Source organism: Pseudomonas bharatica (genome assembly GCF_048586865.1).
Classification (GTDB): domain Bacteria; phylum Pseudomonadota; class Gammaproteobacteria; order Pseudomonadales; family Pseudomonadaceae; genus Aquipseudomonas; species Aquipseudomonas bharatica.
Genome location: NZ_JBMAWR010000012.1, coordinates 26,266 through 45,340 on the forward strand (window position 1 = coordinate 26,266; position 19,075 = coordinate 45,340).

Below are 19,075 nucleotides of genomic sequence, written 5' to 3' on the forward strand. Positions count from 1 at the left end.
CAGAGCCCGCGCCGCTTTTAGGCTTCGATATCCAGCACATCCCCCCTCTCCCTGAGCAACTCGACAAAGGTGCTCAAGCACCGCGACATCATCCCCTTCCTCCACACCAGCCAGGTGCGCAGATAGCGGAACCGCTCCGACAACGGCCAGACGCTCACGGTGCTGCAGCCGGGCATGCTGTCGAGCATGCTGCGCGGCATCAGCGCCAACCCGGCCCCGGCACTGACGCAGGCAAGCATGCCGTGGTAGGACTCCATTTCCAGGATTTTCCCGGGTACCGCGCCGTCCTGGGCGAACCAGCTTTCGAAGTGATGGCGGTACGAACAGTTGGCGCGGAACGCATAGATGGTCGAGCCGTTCACCTCAGCGGCACGGGTGATGGCCCCATGGTTGAGCGGCGCGATCAGCACCATTTCCTCGATGAACACCGGCACGCCTTCCAGCGCCGGGTGCAGCACCGGCCCATCGACGAAGGCGGCGCTGAGGCGCCCGGCCAGCACACCGTCGATCATCGCTCCGGAAGGCCCGGTGCTGAGGTCCAGTTCGACCTTGGCATAGCTCTGGTTATAGGCCGCCAGCAACGCCGGAATGCGCACCGCCGCCGTGCTTTCCAGGGAACCGAGGGCGAACGGGCCCTGGGGTTCGTCACCGGCCACGGTCTGCCGCGCTTCGCCGACCAGGTCGAGAATGCGCCGGGCATAGTCGAGGAAGGTCCAGCCGGCCGGCGACAGGCGCAGGCGGCTTTTCTCGCGAATGAACAGGTCGACGCCCAGTTCTTCTTCCAGTTGGCGGATCCGCGTGGTCAGGTTCGACGGCACCCGATGAATATGTTGGGCCGCCGCACTGATGCTGCCCTGCTCTGCCACGGCCTTGAACATCTCAAGCTGGACCAGATCCATACAATCATTCTCTCTGCGTGAATGTTTCGCTCAGTATTATTCAGTTTAAAGGAAAAATACAACGCAGTAGGCTTCGGTTCGTACGCCTTCCATCAGGACGCCGAGATGACCGTGATCAGCCACCAGACCCATGCCCTGTCGATCAACCCCGCCACCGGCGAACGGATCGGCCATTACCCCTATGAAAGCGATGCCGTGCTCGACGCCGCGCTGGCCCGTGCCGCCGCCGGCTACGCGGTGTGGCGCCGGACGCCGATCGACGGCCGCGTGGGCCAGTTGCGCGCCCTGGCCGTTGCCCTGCGCGACAACGCCGACGCCATGGCGCTGATGATCACCGACGAAATGGGCAAGCCGATCGCCCAGGCCCGCGGCGAGATCGAGAAATGCGCCCAGCTCTGCGACTGGTACGCCGAAGCAGGCCCGGCCATGCTGGCGCCGGAGCCGGCCCCGGTTCCGGTGGGCAAGGCCCGTATCGAATACCGTCCGCTCGGCCCGTTGCTGGCGGTGATGCCGTGGAACTTCCCGATCTGGCAGGTGCTGCGCGGCGCCGTTCCGGCCCTGCTGGCCGGCAACACCTACGTGCTCAAGCACGCGCCGAACGTGATGGGCAGCGCCTACCTGCTGCTGGATGCGTTCAAGCGTGCCGGCTTCCCCGAGGGCGTGTTCGAAGTGATCAACGTCACCCCGGATGGCGTGTCCAGGGCTATCGCCGACCCGCACATCGCCGCCGTGACCCTGACCGGCAGCGTGCGCGCCGGTACCGCCATCGGTGCCCAGGCCGGTGCCGCGCTGAAGAAATGCGTGCTGGAGTTGGGCGGTTCCGACCCGTTCATCGTGCTCAACGATGCCAACCTGGATGAAGCGGTGAAGGCCGCGGTGATCGGCCGTTACCAGAACACCGGCCAGGTCTGCGCCGCCGCCAAGCGCCTGATCGTCGAGGAAGGCGTGGTCCAGGCCTTTACCGAGAAGTTCGTCGCACTGACCCGCGAGCTGGTGATGGGCGACCCGCGCAATGCCGAGACCTACATCGGCCCGATGGCACGCTTCGACCTGCGCGACGAACTCGACGGCCAGGTCCAGGCTACATTGGCCGAAGGCGCGACCCTGCTGCTGGGCGGTGGCAAGGTCGAGGGCGAAGGCAACTACTACCAGCCGACCGTGCTGGCCGATGTCACCGACCAGATGACCTCGTTCAAGCAGGAACTGTTCGGCCCCGTGGCCTCGATCATCACCGCCCGGGATGCGCGGCATGCCCTGCAACTGGCGAACGACAGCGAATTCGGCCTGGCCTCGACTATCTACACCGCCAATGTGGAACTGGCCGAGCAACTGGTGGAAGAGCTGGAAACCGGCGGTATCTTCATCAACGGCTACTGCGCCAGCGATCCGCGGGTGACCTTCGGTGGCGTGAAGAAGAGTGGTTTCGGGCGCGAGCTGTCGCACTTCGGTGTGCGTGAATTCTGCAATGCGCAGACGGTGTGGCTGGATCGGAACTGAGATGTGAATGGGGCTGCAAGAGCGATACAGCTCTGAATGTGGGAGCGAGTTCACCCGCGATTACGTCGGTGAATTCACCACCGTAATCGCGGGTGAACCCGCTCCCACAGGGTCTGCGTTGCAAATTACCCCAGGCAACGGGTCACATGCTTGACCGACTGATACGCCGACAACCCCCAAGGCCCCAGCTCACGGCCGATGCCGCTGCCCTTGGTGCCGCCCCATGACGTTTCGACGAACACCGCCTGGATCGAGTTGATCCACACATGCCCCACTTCCAGGGCATCGGCGACCCGCTCGGCACGCTCAAGATCAGCGCTGACCACCGTCGCTACCAGCCCGAAACGGCTGTCATTGGCCAGGGCGATCGCTTCTTCCTCGCTACGGAAACGCTGGCTGCACAGCACCGGCCCGAAGATTTCCTCGTTCCACAGGCGGCTGTGCGCCGGGACGTCGGCATACAGGGTCGGGCTGACGAACCAGCCGGCACGGTCCAGCGGCTCGCCGCCGGTCAGGCAGTCCAGGCCCTCTTCCTTCGCCACGGCGAAGTAGGCCGCGACCTTCAGCCACTGCCCCTGGCTGGTCAGCGGGCCCATATCCACGTCCTCGGTCAGCGGATTGCCGACCCGCAGCTTTTCCAGCGCCACCTTCAAGCGCGCCAGCAGCGCGTCGGCGATACCTTCCTGGATCAGCAAGCGCGAAGTGGCCGAGCACATCTGCCCGGCATTCCAGCAGATCCCGGCGACGATCCAGTCCACCGCCTGGTCCAGGTCGCAGTCGTCGAACACCACGATGGCCGACTTGCCACCCAGTTCCAGGGTCACCGGCCGGCACTGCGCCGAGGCACTGCGCATGACCTGGCTGCCGACGGTGTTGCTGCCGGTGAAGGACAGCTTGTCCAGACCGTTGTGGTTGCTCAGGGCGATGCCCGTCTCGGCCTTGCCGACCACGATGTTCAGCACGCCCGCCGGCAGGCCCAGTTGCTCGGCGATCTGCCCGTAGCTCTGCTCGATCAGCGGCGTGACCTCGGACGGCTTGAGTACCACGGTACAACCGGCGGCCAGGGCCGGAGCGAGTTTCCAGGCGCTGGTCACCAGCGGGAAGTTCCACGGCACGATCAGGCCGACCACGCCCACCGGCTCCAGCCGGGTGCGGGCGCTGAAGCCCGGCGCGGCGAGGGCCACGTTGAAATCCTTGCGGGCCTGCTGCTCGATCAGGTCGGCGTAGTAGGTGAAGGTGGCGACCGCGTCGTCCAGGTCCACTTCGGCTTCATGGCGCGGTTTGCCGTTGTTGCGCATCTGCAGGGCGATCAGTTCCTCGCGGCGCAGGCCAAGGTGCTCGGCAAAACCGCGCAGGTAGCCGGCGCGGGTGGCCACGTCGAGGCCTTTCCAGGCCGGCAGCGCCTTGCGCGCGGCGGCCACCGCCTCGTCCACCTGGGCGGCCGTGGCCGCCAGCAGTTCGGCAAAAGGCTCGCCCAGTGACGGGTCGAATACCTTGATGCAGTCGGCGCTGGCGCCATCCACCCAGCGGCCATCGATGTAATGAGTCATGTGCAGCTCCGGTTCAGGCCGTTTCGGCAGTGGTCAGCGACCTTTGCGCCGCTGGTTTGCGAAATACCCAGCGCGGGCCCTTGGGGCCATATACCGCGGCGGGCTCGGGGAAGATATTGATCAGGGCCAGGTACAGCACGGCGGCCAGGCCCAGGGTGATCGGCAGGCTGATATCGATGCCGCCTGCCAGCTCGCCCAGGCTGCCAACGAACTGCCCGGGCAGGTTGACGAAGCACAGGCCGATGATCGCGCTGGGGATCCAGGCGCCCATGCCGCGCCAGTTCCAGCCATGGTGGAACCAGTAATGGCCGCCGCGCTCGCCACGGGTGAACACCTGCAGGTCATCGGCGTGGTAGAAGCCGCGACGGGTGATCAGGCCGAGGATCATGATCACCATCCACGGGCTGGTGCAGGTGATGATCAGCACGGCGAAGGTGGACACGCTCTGCACCAGGTTGAAGGTGAAGCGGCCAATGAAGATGAAGGCGATGGCAGCGACGCCGATCAGCAGGGTCGCCCCGGCGCGGCTGAGCAGGCGCGGGAACACGCTGGACATGTCCAGGCCGGTGCCATACAGCGCCGTGGTGCCGGTGGACATGCCGCCGATCACTGCGATCAGGCACACCGGCAGGAAGAACCAGGTCGGTGCGACCGCCAGCAGGCCGCCGACATAGTTGTTGGCCTCAATGTACTGCGGCGCCTGGCTGGCCACCAGGGTCGCGGTGCACAGGCCGAAGAAGAACGGGATCAGGGTGCCGATCTGCGAGGCGATCACCGCCAGCATGATCCGCGCCTTGGGGGTTTCCCGCGGGATATAGCGCGACCAGTCGCCGAGGAAGGCGCCGAACGACACCGGGTTGCTCATGGCCAGTAGCGCCGAGCCGATGAAGGCTGCCCAGAAGCCCGGCTGACCGAGGTTGACGCTCCCTGCAAAGCCCGCATCGAAGGGCCCGGCGAAGGCGAAGATGCCCAGCAGGAACAGCAGGCTGGAGGCCCACACGGCGATCTTGTTGACCCAGAGCATGAAGCGGAAGCCGTGGATGCAGACGATCAGCACCAGCACCGCGAACAGGCCGTAGGCCAGGCCCAGGGTCAGGTCGGTTTCCGGCAGGCCGGCCAGGCGCTTGGCGCCGCCCACCAGGGCGTCACCGGAGCTCCACACCGACAGCGAGAAGAACGCCACTGCGGTCAGCAGCGACAGGAAAGAGCCGACGATACGCCCGTGCACGCCGAAGTGCGCCCCGGACGACACCGCGTTGTTGGTGCCGTTGAGGGCGCCGAACAGGCCCATGGGCGAAAGGATCAGCGCGCCGACGCCGACGCCCAGCAGGATCGCCCAGACCCCGGCCTGGAACGACAGGCCGAACAGTACCGGGAAACTGCCCAGTACGGCGGTGGCGAAGGTATTGGCGCCGCCGAAGATCAGGCGGAACAGGTCCAGTGGCGAGGCATCGCGTTGGTTGTCGGGGATCTGTTCGACCCCGTTGGTTTCGATCCCGGAGGAATGGCTCATGGTGGGGCTCCAGCGCCTGTCGTGATTGTTGTTGAGTGCGTTGGCAGTGACGGCAAGGCCGTCAAAAAGGGGCTCAGCTATCGCTCAGTGCCGACAGGTGCTCATGACAGGCCAGCCAGTGCTCGCCGTGCAGGCGGAAGACGATGGTTTCCCGTTCCTGCAACTGGAGTTCCTCGCCGCCGACCCGCAGGTGGGTCGCCACTTCATGCATGAAGATCGCCACATCGCCCTGCAGGCTGACCTGGCCATTGCTCGACTGGCAGCCGAGCACGGCAAAGCCTTCGGCCTGCCATTGGGCCCACAGCTGTTCATAGGCCCGGCGCGACATCAGCGGTTGCGGGAGGGTGTGAAAGAGGAAGGTCGCGTCTTCGCTAAAGCAGGCGAAGTAGCGTTCGGTATGGTTGCTGGCAAAGGCCTCGACCAGGGTGGCGGCGGCCTGCAGAACCTGGGATTCACGCGTAGGTATAGGGTTCACGAGTGTGGCACTCACGGTTTTTGTAGTTGTCGTGAGGGATTCTGGCGAGGCGCCAGTGCCGGAAGAATCGCTGGGGGCAAATAATCAGTTCAGGATTTTCTAAACCATCCCGGCCTCATCGCTGCGGTACGGCGGTCCGACAAGCCCCACAGGATTCGGCGGTGTACACGATCACTGTGGGGGCTTGCCAGCGATGAGGCCGGAACAATCAGCTACTTATTCAGGGCAATACCCGAATACCGACTTCACCTCCAGATACTCCTCCAGCCCATGTACACCCCACTCCCGGCCATTGCCCGACTGCTTGTAGCCGCCAAACGGCGCGCCGTTGTCGGCCTTGCTGCCATTGAGGTGGACCATCCCGGTGCGCAGGCGCCGGGCCACGGCCCGGGCCCGCTCCAGGCTGCCGGCCGTGACATAGCCGGACAGCCCGTAGGGACTGTCGTTGGCCATCGCCAGCGCTTCATCCTCGCTGTCATACGGCATGATCACCAGCACCGGACCGAACACTTCCTCACGGGCAATCGGCATCCCGGGCGTAATGTCGGCAAACACCGTCGGCCGCACGAAAAAGCCGCGCTCGATGCCTTCCGGTCGCCCCACCCCGCCACAGACCAGGCGCCCGCCCTGCTCCAGCGCCGCGCCAATCAACCCCTGCACCCGCAGGAACTGCGCGGCGTTGGCCAACGGCCCCATGGCACTGGCCGCCACGCTGTCGTCGAAACAGACCGCCTGCGCCACGTCCCGGGCAATGGCGATCGCCTGCTCCTGCAAGGCCCGGGGCACCAACATCCGGGTCGGCGCGTTGCAGGATTGCCCACTGTTGCGCATACACGCACTGACACCATGGCGCACCGCTGCCGCAAACTCTGCATCGGCAAGAATAAGGTTGGCCGACTTGCCGCCCAGTTCCTGGGAAACCCGCTTGACCGTGTCTGCCGCCGCCTTGGCCACGGCGATACCGGCCTGGGTCGAGCCGGTGAAGGACACCATGTCGATCCCCGGATGCCGGGCAATGCCGTCGCCGATGGTCAGGCCATCGCCATTGACCAGGTTGAACACCCCCGCCGGCACTCCGGCCTCATGGAGGATATCCGCCAGCAGCATGGCCGACAGCGGCGCCCGCTCACTGGGCTTGAGCACCAGCGTGCAACCGGCCGCCAGGGCCGGCGCGACCTTGCAGGTGAGCTGGTTGAGCGGCCAGTTCCACGGGGTGATCAGGCCGCAGACGCCGATGGCTTCGCGACAGACCAGGGTGCTGCCATGGGCGCGGTCGAAGGCGTAGTCGCGCAACACATCATGGGCCCGTTGCAGATGCCCGAGCCCGGCGGGGACATGGGCACTGCGTGCCAGCGACAGCGGCGCGCCCATTTCCTGATGCACCAGTTGCGCCAGTTCCTCGCTGCGTGCGCGATAGCCCTCGATGATCGCCGCCAGCAACGCCAGGCGCTGCTCCCGGCTCCATTGCGAGAATCCGGCAAAGGCCCGCTGCGCCGCCGCCACGGCGCGGTCGAGATCGTCGCGGTTGCCCAGGCTGATACGGCTGAAAGAGCGCTCGTCATGGGGATCGATCACGTCCAGGGTCGGCCGATCCACCGGGGTTTCCCAGCGTCCGTCGATATAGAAGTCGAGCGGATTCATGCCACGCGCTCCAGGGCCTGGCGCAGGGTGGCGAAGATCAGCTCAATCTGCTCCGTCGAAACCACCAGCGGCGGCGACAGCACGATATTGTCGCCGGACGCCCGCACCAGCACGCCCGCCTCGAAGCAGTGGCGTGCCACCTCGGCGGCATGGCCGGACAGTTCCACCGCACAGAGCAGGCCGATGGCCCGCACATCCTTTACCAGCGGCTGGTCGCGCAGGGCCAGGGCCGCACCTTGCCAGACCGGCGCCACTGCCCGCACATGGGCATTGAGCCCCAGCTCTTCATGCACCGCCAGGGTGGCCAGCCCCGCCGCGCAGGCCAGCGGATGCGCCGAGTAGGTGTAGCCGTGCATCAACTCGATGGCCGATTCGGGGCCCTGCATGAAGGCTTCGTACACCGCCGCACTGACCAGCACGCCGCCCATGGGCACGGCGCCGTTGGTCAGGCCCTTGGCGCTGGTCATCAGGTCCGGGGTGACGCCCAGCGCCTGGGCGGCGAACGACTCGCCAAGGCGGCCGAAACCGGTGATCACCTCGTCGAAGATCAGCAGGATGCCGTGCTGGTCGCAGATCTCGCGCAGGCGTTGCAGATAGCCCACGGGCGGCGCGTAGACCCCGCCGGACCCGGTCACCGGCTCGACGATTACCGCCGCAACCGTCGCCGGGTCGTGCACCTCCAGCACTTGCAGCAGCGCCTCGGCGTAATGCCCGCCCTGCTCCGGCTGCCCGGCACTGAAGCGCAGGCTGGCGTCATAGGGCAGCGGCAGGTGCGCGACATCGCCCAGCAGCGGGCCGAAATCGCGCTTCTGCCGACCGATCCCGGACACCGACAGGCCGCCGAAGCCCATGCCGTGATAGCCCTTGGCGCGACCGATCAGCTTGGTACGCCGGCAGTCGCCCCGGGCCTGGTGGTAGGCCCGGGCAATTTTCAGGGCGGTGTCCACGGCTTCCGAACCGGAGTTGGTGAAGAACACCTTGTCCAGTCCGGCCGGGGCGATGGCAACCAGGGCATCGGCCATGCGCAGGGCATCCGGGTGGCTCATCTTGAACGACGAGACGAAGTCCAGGCGCCCCGCCGCTTCGCGGATCGCCTCGACGATGCGCGGCTGGCCGTGGCCGGCGTTGACGCACCAGAGGCCGGCCATGGCATCGAGCACCGGGCGGCCTTCGGGGGTGAAGTAATGCATGCCTTCAGCGCGCTCGAACAGCATCGGCTGGCGGGCGAAATCGCGCATCGGGGTGAAGGGGGCCCACAGGCCGGTGTGCAGAGACTGAGTCATCACAAGGTTCCTTGCTTCAAGCATTCAGAGGCGCTGGCCGCGCAGGGTCGGGCGCTGCAGTGCGCCGGCATTGGTATTCACGCCGCGCTCGAAGAGCAGCGCGCCGTTGTCCAGGCGGCAGTCGACATGGTCGGTAAAGGCGGTTTCGACGAAGCGCCAGAGCATGTGCAGGCCCCCCGCCTCATCCCAGCGTCCGTGGGCGACCACCGGGGTCTGCTCGGGCTGGTACTGGTGGTGCAGGTAGTTGCCGGTGATGCTGGTCTGCGACTCCACGGGCTGGTGCAGACCGACACGGATGTGGTGGGTGCCGCGGTGATCGACCAGGGTGAAGTCACAGCCTTCGGCGTCGAAGGCCAGGGCAATTTCGCTGACGTGGTCCTCGTTCGGCTCCATCCGGTAGCGTCCGGCCAGTTCGGCACGAGCCGGGGAATCGCTGGCGCCTTCAAGCGCAGGCAGGCGCAAGCCGTCGATCAGCGCATCGAGTTGCGCCTGGGCCGCCTCCGGGGCCGGGTTGCAGCGGCCGAGGCCGGGAACCAGGTGCTCCCAGAGCGCCGCGTGCAGGCGCTTTTCGCCCAGGCGCAGGCCACTGGTGAAGACGATCACACTGTTCTGTTCCGGCAGCACGATGCACTGCTGGCCGAACACCCCGGAGGCGTAGTAACCGCCGTGGCGGGTCATCCACCACTGGTAGCCGTAGCCTTCGCGGCGGTTGCCGGCGCTGTTGGCGCTGTCCCGGGGCAGGTATTGTTTGCCGTCGAACTCGCCCATCCATACGTCTTCGACCTGGTTGCGCGTGGCCGCCGCGACCCACTGCGGCGAGAGCAATTGCGCGCCGTTCCACTGGCCCTGCTGCAGGTGCAGCACGCCGAACTTCAGGGAGTCCTCGGCCGTGCAGCTCAGGCCGTTACCACCACTGTTGCAGCCTTCGGGCGCCAGGTCCCAGCTGATCGGGTCCAGGCCCAGGTGGCGCAGCACGCGGTCTTCGAGCAACTGGTGCAGGGTCTGGCCGCTGACCTGGCTGACGATCGCCGAGAGCATGTAGCTGGAGGCGCTGCTGTAGATGAACGACTGCCCTGGCACGTCGTCCACCGGCTCGTCGAGAAAGGCCTTGATCCAGCTGCTCGACAGGTTGCGCCAGTCGCCGCCGGAAATACCGCGACGGTGCCCGGTGCGCATGGTCAGCAGGTCTTCGACGGTCATCGCGGCGAGGTTGGCACTGACGTGTGCCGGACAGAGTTGCGGGAAGAAATCCACCACCTTGTCGGTCAGGGCCAGGCGCCCGTCGTCGATCAGCAGGCCGATCCCGGTGGCGGTCCAGCTCTTGGTCGCCGAGTGCTGCACATGGGGCCGCCGCGCCGCATAGGGGCGCCAGTACGCCTCGCTGACCAGCGCGCCATCGCGGTACAGCAGGAAGCTGTGCAGCTCCAGTCCGGCGGCCTGCACCGTCGCGAGGAAATCGACGATGGCCTGGGGATCGACGCCCTTGTCCTGGGGCAAGGCGCGCGGGAGGGGGATGTAACTCATCAACGGATTCCTCGAACGAATCGGTGGCAGACCACCGATGTTTTTATATGCAAAATAAAACAAAGATGCGTAAATACGCTGCGGTAACGCTTGTACGGGTGTTGCCTGTCGAACACCGGGCCCTGGCCTTCGGTATGCTTCCCTCCCCCAGTCACAGGAACGACTTCGCCTCATGGCTCAACTCACCTCGCTGCAGACCAAGGTTGCCGGGCAGATCCTCTCGGCCATCGATACCGGCGACCTCGCTCCCGGCAGCCACCTGAAGGAAGTCGAGCTGGCCGAGCGCCTTGGTGTATCGCGCTCGCCGGTACGGGGTGCGCTGGCCTACCTGGCCGAACAGCAACTGATCGAACCGCTGCCGCAGCAGGGTTTTCGCGTGCCGCTGGAGCCGCGGGCGGGGCAGGCCGAGGTCAGCGAGTTGCACAACGAAGAGGACGCGCTGTACGCGCGGCTGATCGACGACCGCCTGAACCAGGCGCTGCCCGACCAGATTTCCGAAAGTGACCTGCTGCGCCGCTACGGCGCCGGCAAGAGCGTGTTGCGCCGTTGCCTGCTGCGCCTCTCCGATGAAGGCGTGATGCAGCGCAAGCACGGCCATGGCTGGCAGTTCGCGCCGACCCTGAGCGATCGCCAGACGCGCTTCGAGAGCTACCGTTTCCGCATGCTGCTGGAGCCGGCGGGGTTGCTGGAGCCGACCTTCCGCCTCAACCCGGAGCAGATGCAGCGCTGCCGGCGGCAGCAACTGGACCTGCTCGAAGGCGTGGCCGACAGCAAGCGTTTCTTCGAGAGCAACGCGCAGTTCCATGAACTGCTCGCGGCAGCCTCGGGCAACGCCTACATCCTCCAGGCGGTGCAGCAGCAGAACCGCCTGCGCCGGCTCACCGAGTTCCATTCGGTGAACAACGTCGAGCGGGTCAAGGCCTCGTGCCGCGAGCACCTGGCGATCCTCGATGCGCTGGAACAGGGCGACAACGAATGGGCCTCGACCTTGCTGCATCGCCACCTGGAAGTGGCGAGCAAGATGGGGGTGGCGCGGAGCAAGGGCTGAGCACCGGTGTTGCTCCGGTCGCCGGCAACGCCGGCCAGGAACATGCGCCACCCCGGCCATCACCAGATCGCCACGGTGTAACCGAGGATCACCCGGTTTTCGTTCATGTCACGCAGGTAGTTGGCCTGGGTCAGGGCATTGCGCCAGCGCAGCGACAGGCCCTTCAGCGGCCCGCCCTGGAACACGTAGCCGAGGTCGATGTCCCGCTCCCATTCCCGCGCCTCGCCCTCGAAGCCCTTGACCTGCGCCTGGTCGCCCTTGGCCCAGCGGGTCGAAAAGCTCAGGCCGGGAATGCCGAGGGCGGCGAAGTCGTAGTCATAGCGCGCATGCCAGGTACGTTCCCGGGTCTGCGAGAAGTTGCTCAGTTGGTACTCGGAGAACAGGAAGGTGTTGGTGCCATCCACGTAGGTGAACGGGGTGTCGCCGAACTGCTCCTGATAGCCGCCGCCGAAGGTGTGGCCCTTGTAGCTCCAGGCCAGGCGGGTACTCAGCGCGCGGTTGTCGACCTTGCCGGCCAGGCCGGCGCCGGCCTTGTCGGCGTCGAAGTAGCGCAGATCGCTTTTCAGGGTGCCGCCGCCCAGGGCAACGCTGTGCTTGAGGCCCAGGTAGTGCTGCTGGTAGATGTCCTCCAGTTGGGCGAAGTGGTAGCTCAGCAGCAGGCTCGGGGTCAGCTTGTAGTCACCACCGACGAAGCGGAAACGGTCGCTTTTCGCCGAGCTGCGGTAGGCGCCGCTCTGGCTGGTCAGGCCCATGTCCTCGTAGTCGGTGGACTCGCGCTGGCGCACCTGGTCGATCTGCCCGCCGATCAGGGCCAGGCCGGGAATGTCGCCGGACTTGAGCTGGGTGCCGCGGAAGGTCTGCGGGAAGATCCGGCTGGTGTTCGGCTGCAGGGTCGGCAGGTCCGGCAGCAGGTGACCGCTGCGCAACTCGCTCTGGGCGAAGCGCACCTTGCCGGTCACGCCGAGCTTGGAATACTCGTCCTGGGCCCGCTTGACGTAGCTCGGCTTGCCCGGCTCGGCTTCGTTGTCCCGGGCCAGCAGGCCGGAACCGGAACGCTCCGGGCTGGAGTCGAGCTTGAGGCCGAGCATGCCCACCGCATCCACGCCAAAGCCGACGATGCCTTCGGTAAAGCCCGATTGGAGGTTGAGGGTAAAGCCCTGGGCCCATTCTTCACGCTTGGACTGGCCGGCGTCTTCGCGGTAGTCGCGGTTGAAGTAGTAGTTCTTCAGTTCCAGCGAGGCCTTGCTGTCCTTGATGAAGTCGGCATGGGCCTGCACGGAAAGCAGGCCGACACCGGTGAGCAACAGGTTGAGGTTCGGGTGTTTCATGGGTTCTGGCTCCTGGCAGTCGTTGTAGGAAGGCTGTTGTTGTTGTTTTTCGGACATGACTTGCCCCTCCACGCCGCTGCGAAGGCGGCGCGCTGGGGTTGGATCAGGGGTTCAGGTCAGCTGGCGCGGCGTATTCGGTAACTGCCGTCGTCGAGCTTCTCCAGGGGGCTGGCTGCGGCCAGCAACTGCCGGGTATACGGATGGCGCGGGGCATCGAAGACCTGCTCCCGCGTACCCACCTCGACCACCTCGCCCTGGTGCATCACCGCCACCCGATGGGCGATGCGTTCCACCGCCGAGAGGTCGTGGGAGATGAACAGGCAGGCGAAGCCGTAGCGCGCCTGGAGGCGCTCGAAGAGCTCGAGGATCTGCTTCTGGATGGTCATGTCCAGAGCCGAGATCGGCTCGTCGGCGATCACCAGCTGCGGGTGCCGCACCAGCGCCCGGCCAATCGCCACGCGCTGGCGCTGGCCGCCGGAAAGCTGGTGCGGGAAGCGCTCGGCGAAGGCTTCCGGCAGGCCGATATCGAGCATGGTCTGCGCCACCCGCTCGCGCCGCGCACTGGCGCTGAGGCCTGGTTCGTGGCGCAGCGGTTCGATCAGGATGTCGCCGATCTTCATCCGCGGGTTCAGCGAGGAGAACGGGTCCTGGAAGATCATCTGGCACTGCAGGCGATGGATACGGTTGGCGGCCTTGAGGATATCCACGCCCTTGAAGCGGATCGCCCCGGCGCAAGGTTTGACCAGACCGACCAGGGAGCGACCGAGGGTGGTCTTGCCCGACCCGCTGCCGCCCACCAGGGCAAGGGTTTCTCCCGGCGCGATGCTCAGGCTGGCGGAGTGCACCACGCGCTTGAACGCGCGCTTGCCCCAGAAATTGCTCGGCCCGGGATGTTCGATGCAGACCTGGTCGACCTCCACCAGCGGCCCCTCGCTGGCCGGCAGCGCGGGCAGTTCGCCGCGGCGCGGCAGCGCTTCGAGTAGTTGTCGGGTGTACTCGGCCTTCGGTGCCAGGAGGATATCGCCGATGGCGCCCTGCTCCACCGCCTGGCCCTGGCGCATCACCACCACCTTGTGCGCATAGCGCGCCACCAGCGACAGGTCGTGGCTGATGAACAGGATCGCCGTGCCCTGCTCCCGGGTCAGTTCCAGCATCAGCTCGATCACGTCCAGTTGCGCCAGGCAATCCAGGGCGGTGGTCGGTTCGTCGGCGATCAGCAGTTTCGGCCGCAGCAGCATCACCGAGGCGAGCATGATGCGCTGGCGCATGCCACCGGAGAACTGGTGCGGGTAGGCCTTGAGGCAGCGCTCGGCGTCGCGGATGCCGATACGCTGCAACATCACCAGGCAACGCTCGTGGATCCGCGCTTCGTCGAGGTCGGTGTGCAGGCGCAGGGCCTCGGCCATCTGCCGGCCGATGGTCAGGGCCGGGTTCAGCGAAACCATTGGCTCCTGGAACACCATGCCGATCTGCGCGCCACGAATGGCACGCATGGCCGGGGCGTCGAGACGGTTGAGGTCGCGACCCTGGAAATCCAGTTGCCCGCCGCAGACCTGCATGGGCATCGGCAACAGGCCGATGGCGGCGCGGGCGGCCATGGTCTTGCCGCTGCCGGACTCGCCGACCAGGGCGACGATCTCGCCCGGGGCCACGTCGAAACTCAGGCCGTCCACCGCCAGCGGGCCGTGCTCGCCGACGCGGATCTGCAGGTCGCGGACCCGCAACAGGGAATTTGCCGAAGACATGATCATTTCCTCATGCGCGGGTCGAGACGATCGCGCAGGGCATCGCCGAACAGGTTGATGGCAAGCAGTGCCAGGCAGATGAACAGCCCCGGGAAGATCCCCAGCCAGCTGGCCGAAGCGATGTACGGACGGCTGCTGGCGAGCATGTTGCCCCAGGTCGCCGCCGGTGGCGGCACGCCCAGGCCGAGGAAGCTCAGGGCGCTTTCCGAGAGCAGCGCCCAGCCGAACATGCTGGTGGCCAGCACGCACAGCGGGGCCAGGCAGTTGGGAGCGATATGGCGGAACATGGTGTACAGCTCGGAGTTGCCGATCACCCGCGAGGCCTCGATGAACTCCAGCTCGCGCAGCGACAGCACGCTGCCGCGCACCACCCGCACCACCGACGGCGTGTAGGCAATGCCAAGGGCCAGGACGATGCCGTACTGGCTGGCACCGATGATCGCCATGATGCCCAGGGCCATGAGGATCCCGGGAAACGCCAGCAAGGCATCGTTGAACATCATCAGCAGGCGGTCGGTCCAGCCACGCAGGTAGCCGGCGAGCATGCCGATCACGGTCCCGGCGCACACCGCGCAGCTCACCGCCAGCAGGCTGATCCACAGGCTGGTGCGGGCGCCGATCAGCAGGCGGCTGAACACGTCGCGGCCAAACTCGTCGGTGCCCAGCCAATGCACCGCCGAAGGTGCCTGGAGGCGTGACAGCAGGTCGATGCGCAGCGGATCGAACGGCGTCCACAGCAGCCCGAGCAGGGCCAGCAGGATCAGCGCCATCAATAGCGTGGCACCGATCAGCGCATTGGCCGGCGGCCAGGCCCGCGGGGCCTTGCGCGGCGCCGCGGCGGGCGCGGCCAGGGGCGCGCAGGAGGGTTTCGGACTCATAACTTCACCCTTGGGTCGAACAGTGGGTAGAGCAGATCGACGAACAGGTTGACCAGCACGTAGACGAAAGTGATCAGCAGCAGGCAGCCCTGCAGCACCGGGTAGTCGCGGGCGAAGATCGCATCGACCATCAGCCGGCCGATGCCCGGCAAGGTGAACACCGTCTCCAGCACCGCGATGCCGCCGAGCAGGTTGCCAAGGATCAGCCCGACCAGGGTCCAGGTCGGGGCAAAGGCATTGCGCAGGGCATGCCGCCACAACACCGCGCTTTCCGACAGGCCCTTGGCCCGGGCATGGGCGATGTACTCCAGGCGCAGCACCTCGATGGTGCTGGCCCGGGCCATGCGGGTGATGGCGCCGACTTCCACCAGGGTCAGGGTGACGATCGGCAGCACCAGGTAGCTCAGCGCCTGCCATGGGTCCTGGCCGAAGCTGACGTAGCCCACCACCGGCAGCCAGCCGAGCTTAATGCCGAAGGCATAGAGCAGCAGCAGGCCGAGCCAGAAACTGGGGATCGACAGCAGCAGCGTGGCGCTCATGACCAGGCCCAGGTCGAGGGCGCTGTTCTGTTTCCACGCCGCCAGCAGCCCCACCGGCACCGCGATCAGGGTCGCCAGCAGCACCGCCACCAGGACGATGCCGGCACTGACCGTGAAACGCTCGAGGATCAGCGGCAGCACCGCTTCGCGGGTGCTGATGGAGAAGCCCAGATCACCGCTGAGCACGGCCTTGAACCAGATCAGGAACTGGGTCACCAGCGAATGATCCAGACCCAGGTTGCGGCGCATGTCGGCCAGGCTCTGCGGGTCGGCCATATCACCGAGCATGAGCAGCGCCGGGTCGCCGGGAATCAGGCGGATCAGGGCGAAGACCATCAGCGAGATCAGCAGCAGGGTCGGCAGCGCCATGCCGAGTTTTTGCAGGATAAAGCGCAACATCGTCGGGCCCGCCCTACTGCGTCGCGAGGCTGACGCCCCACAACCGTGGTTTGGCCACCGGCCAGGAATGGTAGCCACGGGTGCTGTCGCGCAGCGCGCCGATCACCGTGCCGTTGTAGATGATCACCATGGGCGTGTCCTCGATCATCATTTTGTGCATCTGGTCGAACAGCACCTGGCGCTTGCCGCTGTCACGCTCGCGGATCGCCTCGCGCAGCAGTGCCTGGGCCTGCGGGTTGTCCCAGACCTTGCGCGGTTCCTTGCTTTTGTCGCCCATCAGCGAGTCGAAGCCCAGCGCCGGGTCGAGACGCGACGAATAGGAGAACGACATCATCTGGTAGTTGCCGCTCTGGTAGCGCTCCAGCTGGGTGCCCCATTCCAGGGTTTCCATCTGGATATTCAGGCCACTGGCCTGGGCCATGGCCTGGCTCAGCACGCCCATGTCGAACATCTGCTGGTAGCGCTTGTTGACGATCATCCTGATCGGCTGACCGTTGTAGCCGGCTTCCTTGAGCAGGCGCCGGGCTTCATCCGGGTCGTAGCGGTAACCCTGTTTCGCCACCTCGTCGTAGAAGGCACTGGTCTGCGGGATCGCCGAGTTGTTCGGCTGCGACAGGCCGTTGGACAGCGCCGTGACCATCTGCCCGTAGTCCAGGGAATGGGCGATGGCCTGGCGGATGCGCACGTCCTTGAGCAGCGGGTCGTTGGTCTGGAACAGCAGGCCGCAGATGGCCATGATCGGGCTCACCGAGACCCGGATCCCCGGCAGGGCCTTGAGCTCCTGGGCGTCGCTGGCAGTGACGTCCGGCAGCAGGTCGACGTTGTTCGACAGCAGCGCGGCCTTGGCCGAGGACGGATCGGGAATGATCATGAAGCGCAGGTTGTCGACCAGTGCCTGCTTGTTGCCGGTGAAACCGTCCGGCCCGGCTTCGGCGCGGGCGCTGTAGTCCTTGAAGCGCGCCAGGCGCACGTATTGGCCCGGCTTCCATTCGGCGAAGCTGAACGGACCGGTGCCGACCGGGGCTTTCCAGCTGCCGTCGGCGGCCAGGGAATCCGGGTGCAGGATGCCGGCGCCACCGCAATCGGGGCGCGACATCGAGGCAAGGAACAGGGCGTTGGGCTGATCGAGGGTGAAGACCACGGTGCGCGGGTCCGGCGTGGTGATCGCGGTGATCTTCGCCCCGCCCCGGCCATCGAATTCCGGCAGGCAGCGCCATTGGGTCTGCGGATCGAGGTAGCGCTCCCAGGTCCACTTCACTTCGGCCGAACTCAGGGTCGCGCCGTTATGGAAATGCACGCCGTCGCGCAGGGTGAAGCGGTAGCTCAGGCCGTCGTCGGAGACGTCCACGGCGCTGGCCAGCAGCGGCCCGACCGAGGCGTCCTCGCGGTGGGCCACCAGGCCCTCGACCACATGCAGGATCACCGTATCGGTGTTTTCGTCACGGTTCACACCGGGTTCGGTGCTGCGGATATCGGCCCCCAGGCCGACGCGCAGGGTGGTATCGGCCATGGCCTGCTGGGCCAGGGTGCCAAGGGCCGCAAGGCCGATCACTCGCAGGCTGCGAGCAAGGGAAGGATTACGGAAGCGATGCACGGGAGAGGTTCTCCTTCGCTGAAGGACCGGTCGTTGGCAGGCCCGGCCTAAAGGTTCTGATCATGTCGTTGTTGTTATGGCCCGAGGGTGGTCAGGGGCCAGGCGATTTTGTTTTTTTCAATTCTCCGGGACATATTCACAGCGTACAAAGACTTTGTAAATGTTTTTTTATGAATTAAAAAACAATGGAAAATACATTGCCGGCTCTTACTGCCACCCCTCCAGCCGCATCGTCGCCCGCACCAGCCGCTGCTCCTCCTGCTCGATCTCCCGCAGGTTGTCCCTGATGCTCCCCAGATGCTCCCGCGCCGCCCGTTGCGCCTGCTCCGGCAACTGCTCCATCACCGCGTGGTACAGGCGCGCGTGCTGGCGATCGATCTGGCGTTTCTGCGCCGGGCGGCAATAGAGGTTGTTCACCGAGGCGAACACCGTGCTGAGCATCAGGTCGTTGAGCCCCTGCAACGTGTGCACCAGCACCGGGTTGTGCGAGGCCTCGCTGATGGCGCGGTGGAAGGCGTGATCGAGACGGGCCTGCTCGCGGGCATCCTGCTCCTCGGAACCGACCATTTCATCGAAACGCCGCTTGATCAGCAGGCGGTCGACATCAGTAGCGCGCAACGCCGCCAGCCGCGCCGACTCCCCTTCCAGCAGCGCCCGCACCTCCAGCAGGTCGAACAGCGTGCGCGGCTGCGAGGCGAACAGGTGCATCAGCGGCGTGGTGTCGTCGGCCCGGCTCAGGTCGGCGACATAGGAGCCACGCCCATGTTCGGTCTCGACGATGCCGCGCCCGCGCAGGATGCGCAGCCCCTCGCGCAAGGCCGAGCGCGAACAGCCCAGCTTGTCCACCAGGCGCCGCTCCGAAGGCAGCGCCTGGCCGACCTTGAGCACCCCGTCGACGATCAGCTTCTCGATACGCTCGGCCACCTGGTCGGCGACCTGCCTCTTTGCGGGAGTGACATCGGTCATTGAAGAATGCCTATAACTGGTAGGACCAGTGCAAATCCTGCGATGAGTTGTTTCCGAAGTCCAGGCCTGAAACCACTGATGTAGCTACCTTCAGGAAGAGATACTGGCAAAAACTGGTAGGACCAGCTGGCTTTCACATCGACGGGCAACACGCCGGGCGAGCAGTCTGGCAGGCGTTCAGCCAATAACAAGACCG

Annotated in this window: 15 protein-coding genes; 2 read left to right on the forward strand and 13 right to left on the reverse strand. The window is 66.0% G+C overall.

The features are described from left to right. Positions 1–17 precede the first annotated feature (17 nt). On the reverse strand, positions 18–899 hold the full coding sequence (ptrR, locus tag ACKLLE_RS15105; RefSeq protein ID WP_009407976.1) for a putrescine utilization regulator PtrR: 882 nt from the start codon (positions 897–899) through the stop codon (positions 18–20). Between the two features lie 105 nt (positions 900–1,004). Between ptrR and ACKLLE_RS15110 the strand changes: the two genes are divergently transcribed. After that, positions 1,005–2,396: an aldehyde dehydrogenase family protein gene (locus ACKLLE_RS15110; protein ID WP_420058400.1), complete on the forward strand. Its 1,392-nt coding sequence runs from the start codon at positions 1,005–1,007 to the stop codon at positions 2,394–2,396. Between the two features lie 125 nt (positions 2,397–2,521). On the opposite strand, the gene ACKLLE_RS15115 is transcribed toward ACKLLE_RS15110, so the two are convergent. From ACKLLE_RS15115 to ACKLLE_RS15140, 6 genes are all read right to left on the reverse strand, one after another. Beyond that, positions 2,522–3,952, reverse strand: a complete 1,431-nt coding sequence (locus tag ACKLLE_RS15115; protein ID WP_420058468.1) for an aldehyde dehydrogenase family protein — start codon at positions 3,950–3,952, stop codon at positions 2,522–2,524. A 7-nt stretch (positions 3,953–3,959) separates the two neighbouring features. Next, positions 3,960–5,459 (reverse strand): purine-cytosine permease family protein, encoded by a 1,500-nt coding sequence (locus tag ACKLLE_RS15120; RefSeq protein WP_420058401.1) that lies wholly within the window; start codon positions 5,457–5,459, stop codon positions 3,960–3,962. A 73-nt stretch (positions 5,460–5,532) separates the two neighbouring features. Continuing rightward, entirely contained in the window at positions 5,533–5,934 is a 402-nt protein-coding gene (locus tag ACKLLE_RS15125; protein ID WP_064303934.1) for a YybH family protein, read from the reverse strand. Between the two features lie 216 nt (positions 5,935–6,150). Continuing rightward, complete coding sequence (locus ACKLLE_RS15130; RefSeq protein WP_064303935.1) at positions 6,151–7,575, reverse strand: aldehyde dehydrogenase family protein; 1,425 nt, start codon at positions 7,573–7,575, stop codon at positions 6,151–6,153. Continuing rightward, on the reverse strand, positions 7,572–8,858 hold the full coding sequence (aptA, locus tag ACKLLE_RS15135) for an omega-aminotransferase AptA (RefSeq protein WP_064303936.1): 1,287 nt from the start codon (positions 8,856–8,858) through the stop codon (positions 7,572–7,574). Before aptA ends, ACKLLE_RS15130 begins: the two co-directional genes overlap by 4 nt. Before the next feature lie 24 nt (positions 8,859–8,882). Next, a complete protein-coding gene (locus tag ACKLLE_RS15140; protein ID WP_064303937.1) occupies positions 8,883–10,382 on the reverse strand; it encodes a serine hydrolase domain-containing protein in 1,500 nt (499 codons plus the stop codon). Between the two features lie 172 nt (positions 10,383–10,554). Here ACKLLE_RS15140 and ACKLLE_RS15145 point away from each other — a divergent pair, with 172 nt between their 5' ends. Continuing rightward, positions 10,555–11,430 (forward strand): GntR family transcriptional regulator, encoded by an 876-nt coding sequence (locus tag ACKLLE_RS15145; protein WP_064303938.1) that lies wholly within the window; start codon positions 10,555–10,557, stop codon positions 11,428–11,430. A gap of 59 nt (positions 11,431–11,489) precedes the next feature. Here the strand turns inward: ACKLLE_RS15145 and ACKLLE_RS15150 are convergent, their stop codons facing one another. The 6 genes from ACKLLE_RS15150 to glcC all read right to left on the reverse strand — a co-directional run bounded on the left by ACKLLE_RS15150 (position 11,490) and on the right by glcC (position 18,879). Further along, complete coding sequence (locus tag ACKLLE_RS15150) at positions 11,490–12,758, reverse strand: OprD family porin (protein WP_064303939.1); 1,269 nt, start codon at positions 12,756–12,758, stop codon at positions 11,490–11,492. A 116-nt stretch (positions 12,759–12,874) separates the two neighbouring features. After that, positions 12,875–14,503: an ABC transporter ATP-binding protein gene (locus ACKLLE_RS15155; protein ID WP_064303940.1), complete on the reverse strand. Its 1,629-nt coding sequence runs from the start codon at positions 14,501–14,503 to the stop codon at positions 12,875–12,877. 2 nt (positions 14,504–14,505) lie between these two features. Beyond that, positions 14,506–15,381, reverse strand: coding sequence for an ABC transporter permease (locus ACKLLE_RS15160; protein ID WP_075805498.1), 876 nt, complete (start codon positions 15,379–15,381; stop codon positions 14,506–14,508). Continuing rightward, entirely contained in the window at positions 15,378–16,319 is a 942-nt protein-coding gene (locus ACKLLE_RS15165; protein WP_075805497.1) for an ABC transporter permease, read from the reverse strand. Before ACKLLE_RS15165 ends, ACKLLE_RS15160 begins: the two co-directional genes overlap by 4 nt. Positions 16,320–16,332: 13 nt before the next feature. Next, complete coding sequence (locus tag ACKLLE_RS15170; protein WP_064303958.1) at positions 16,333–17,829, reverse strand: ABC transporter substrate-binding protein; 1,497 nt, start codon at positions 17,827–17,829, stop codon at positions 16,333–16,335. A 291-nt stretch (positions 17,830–18,120) separates the two neighbouring features. Beyond that, the gene (glcC, locus tag ACKLLE_RS15175) at positions 18,121–18,879 is read right to left on the reverse strand and encodes a transcriptional regulator GlcC (protein ID WP_064303943.1); all 759 of its coding nucleotides are present in this window, start codon (positions 18,877–18,879) and stop codon (positions 18,121–18,123) included. Between the last annotated feature and the right edge of the window lie 196 nt (positions 18,880–19,075).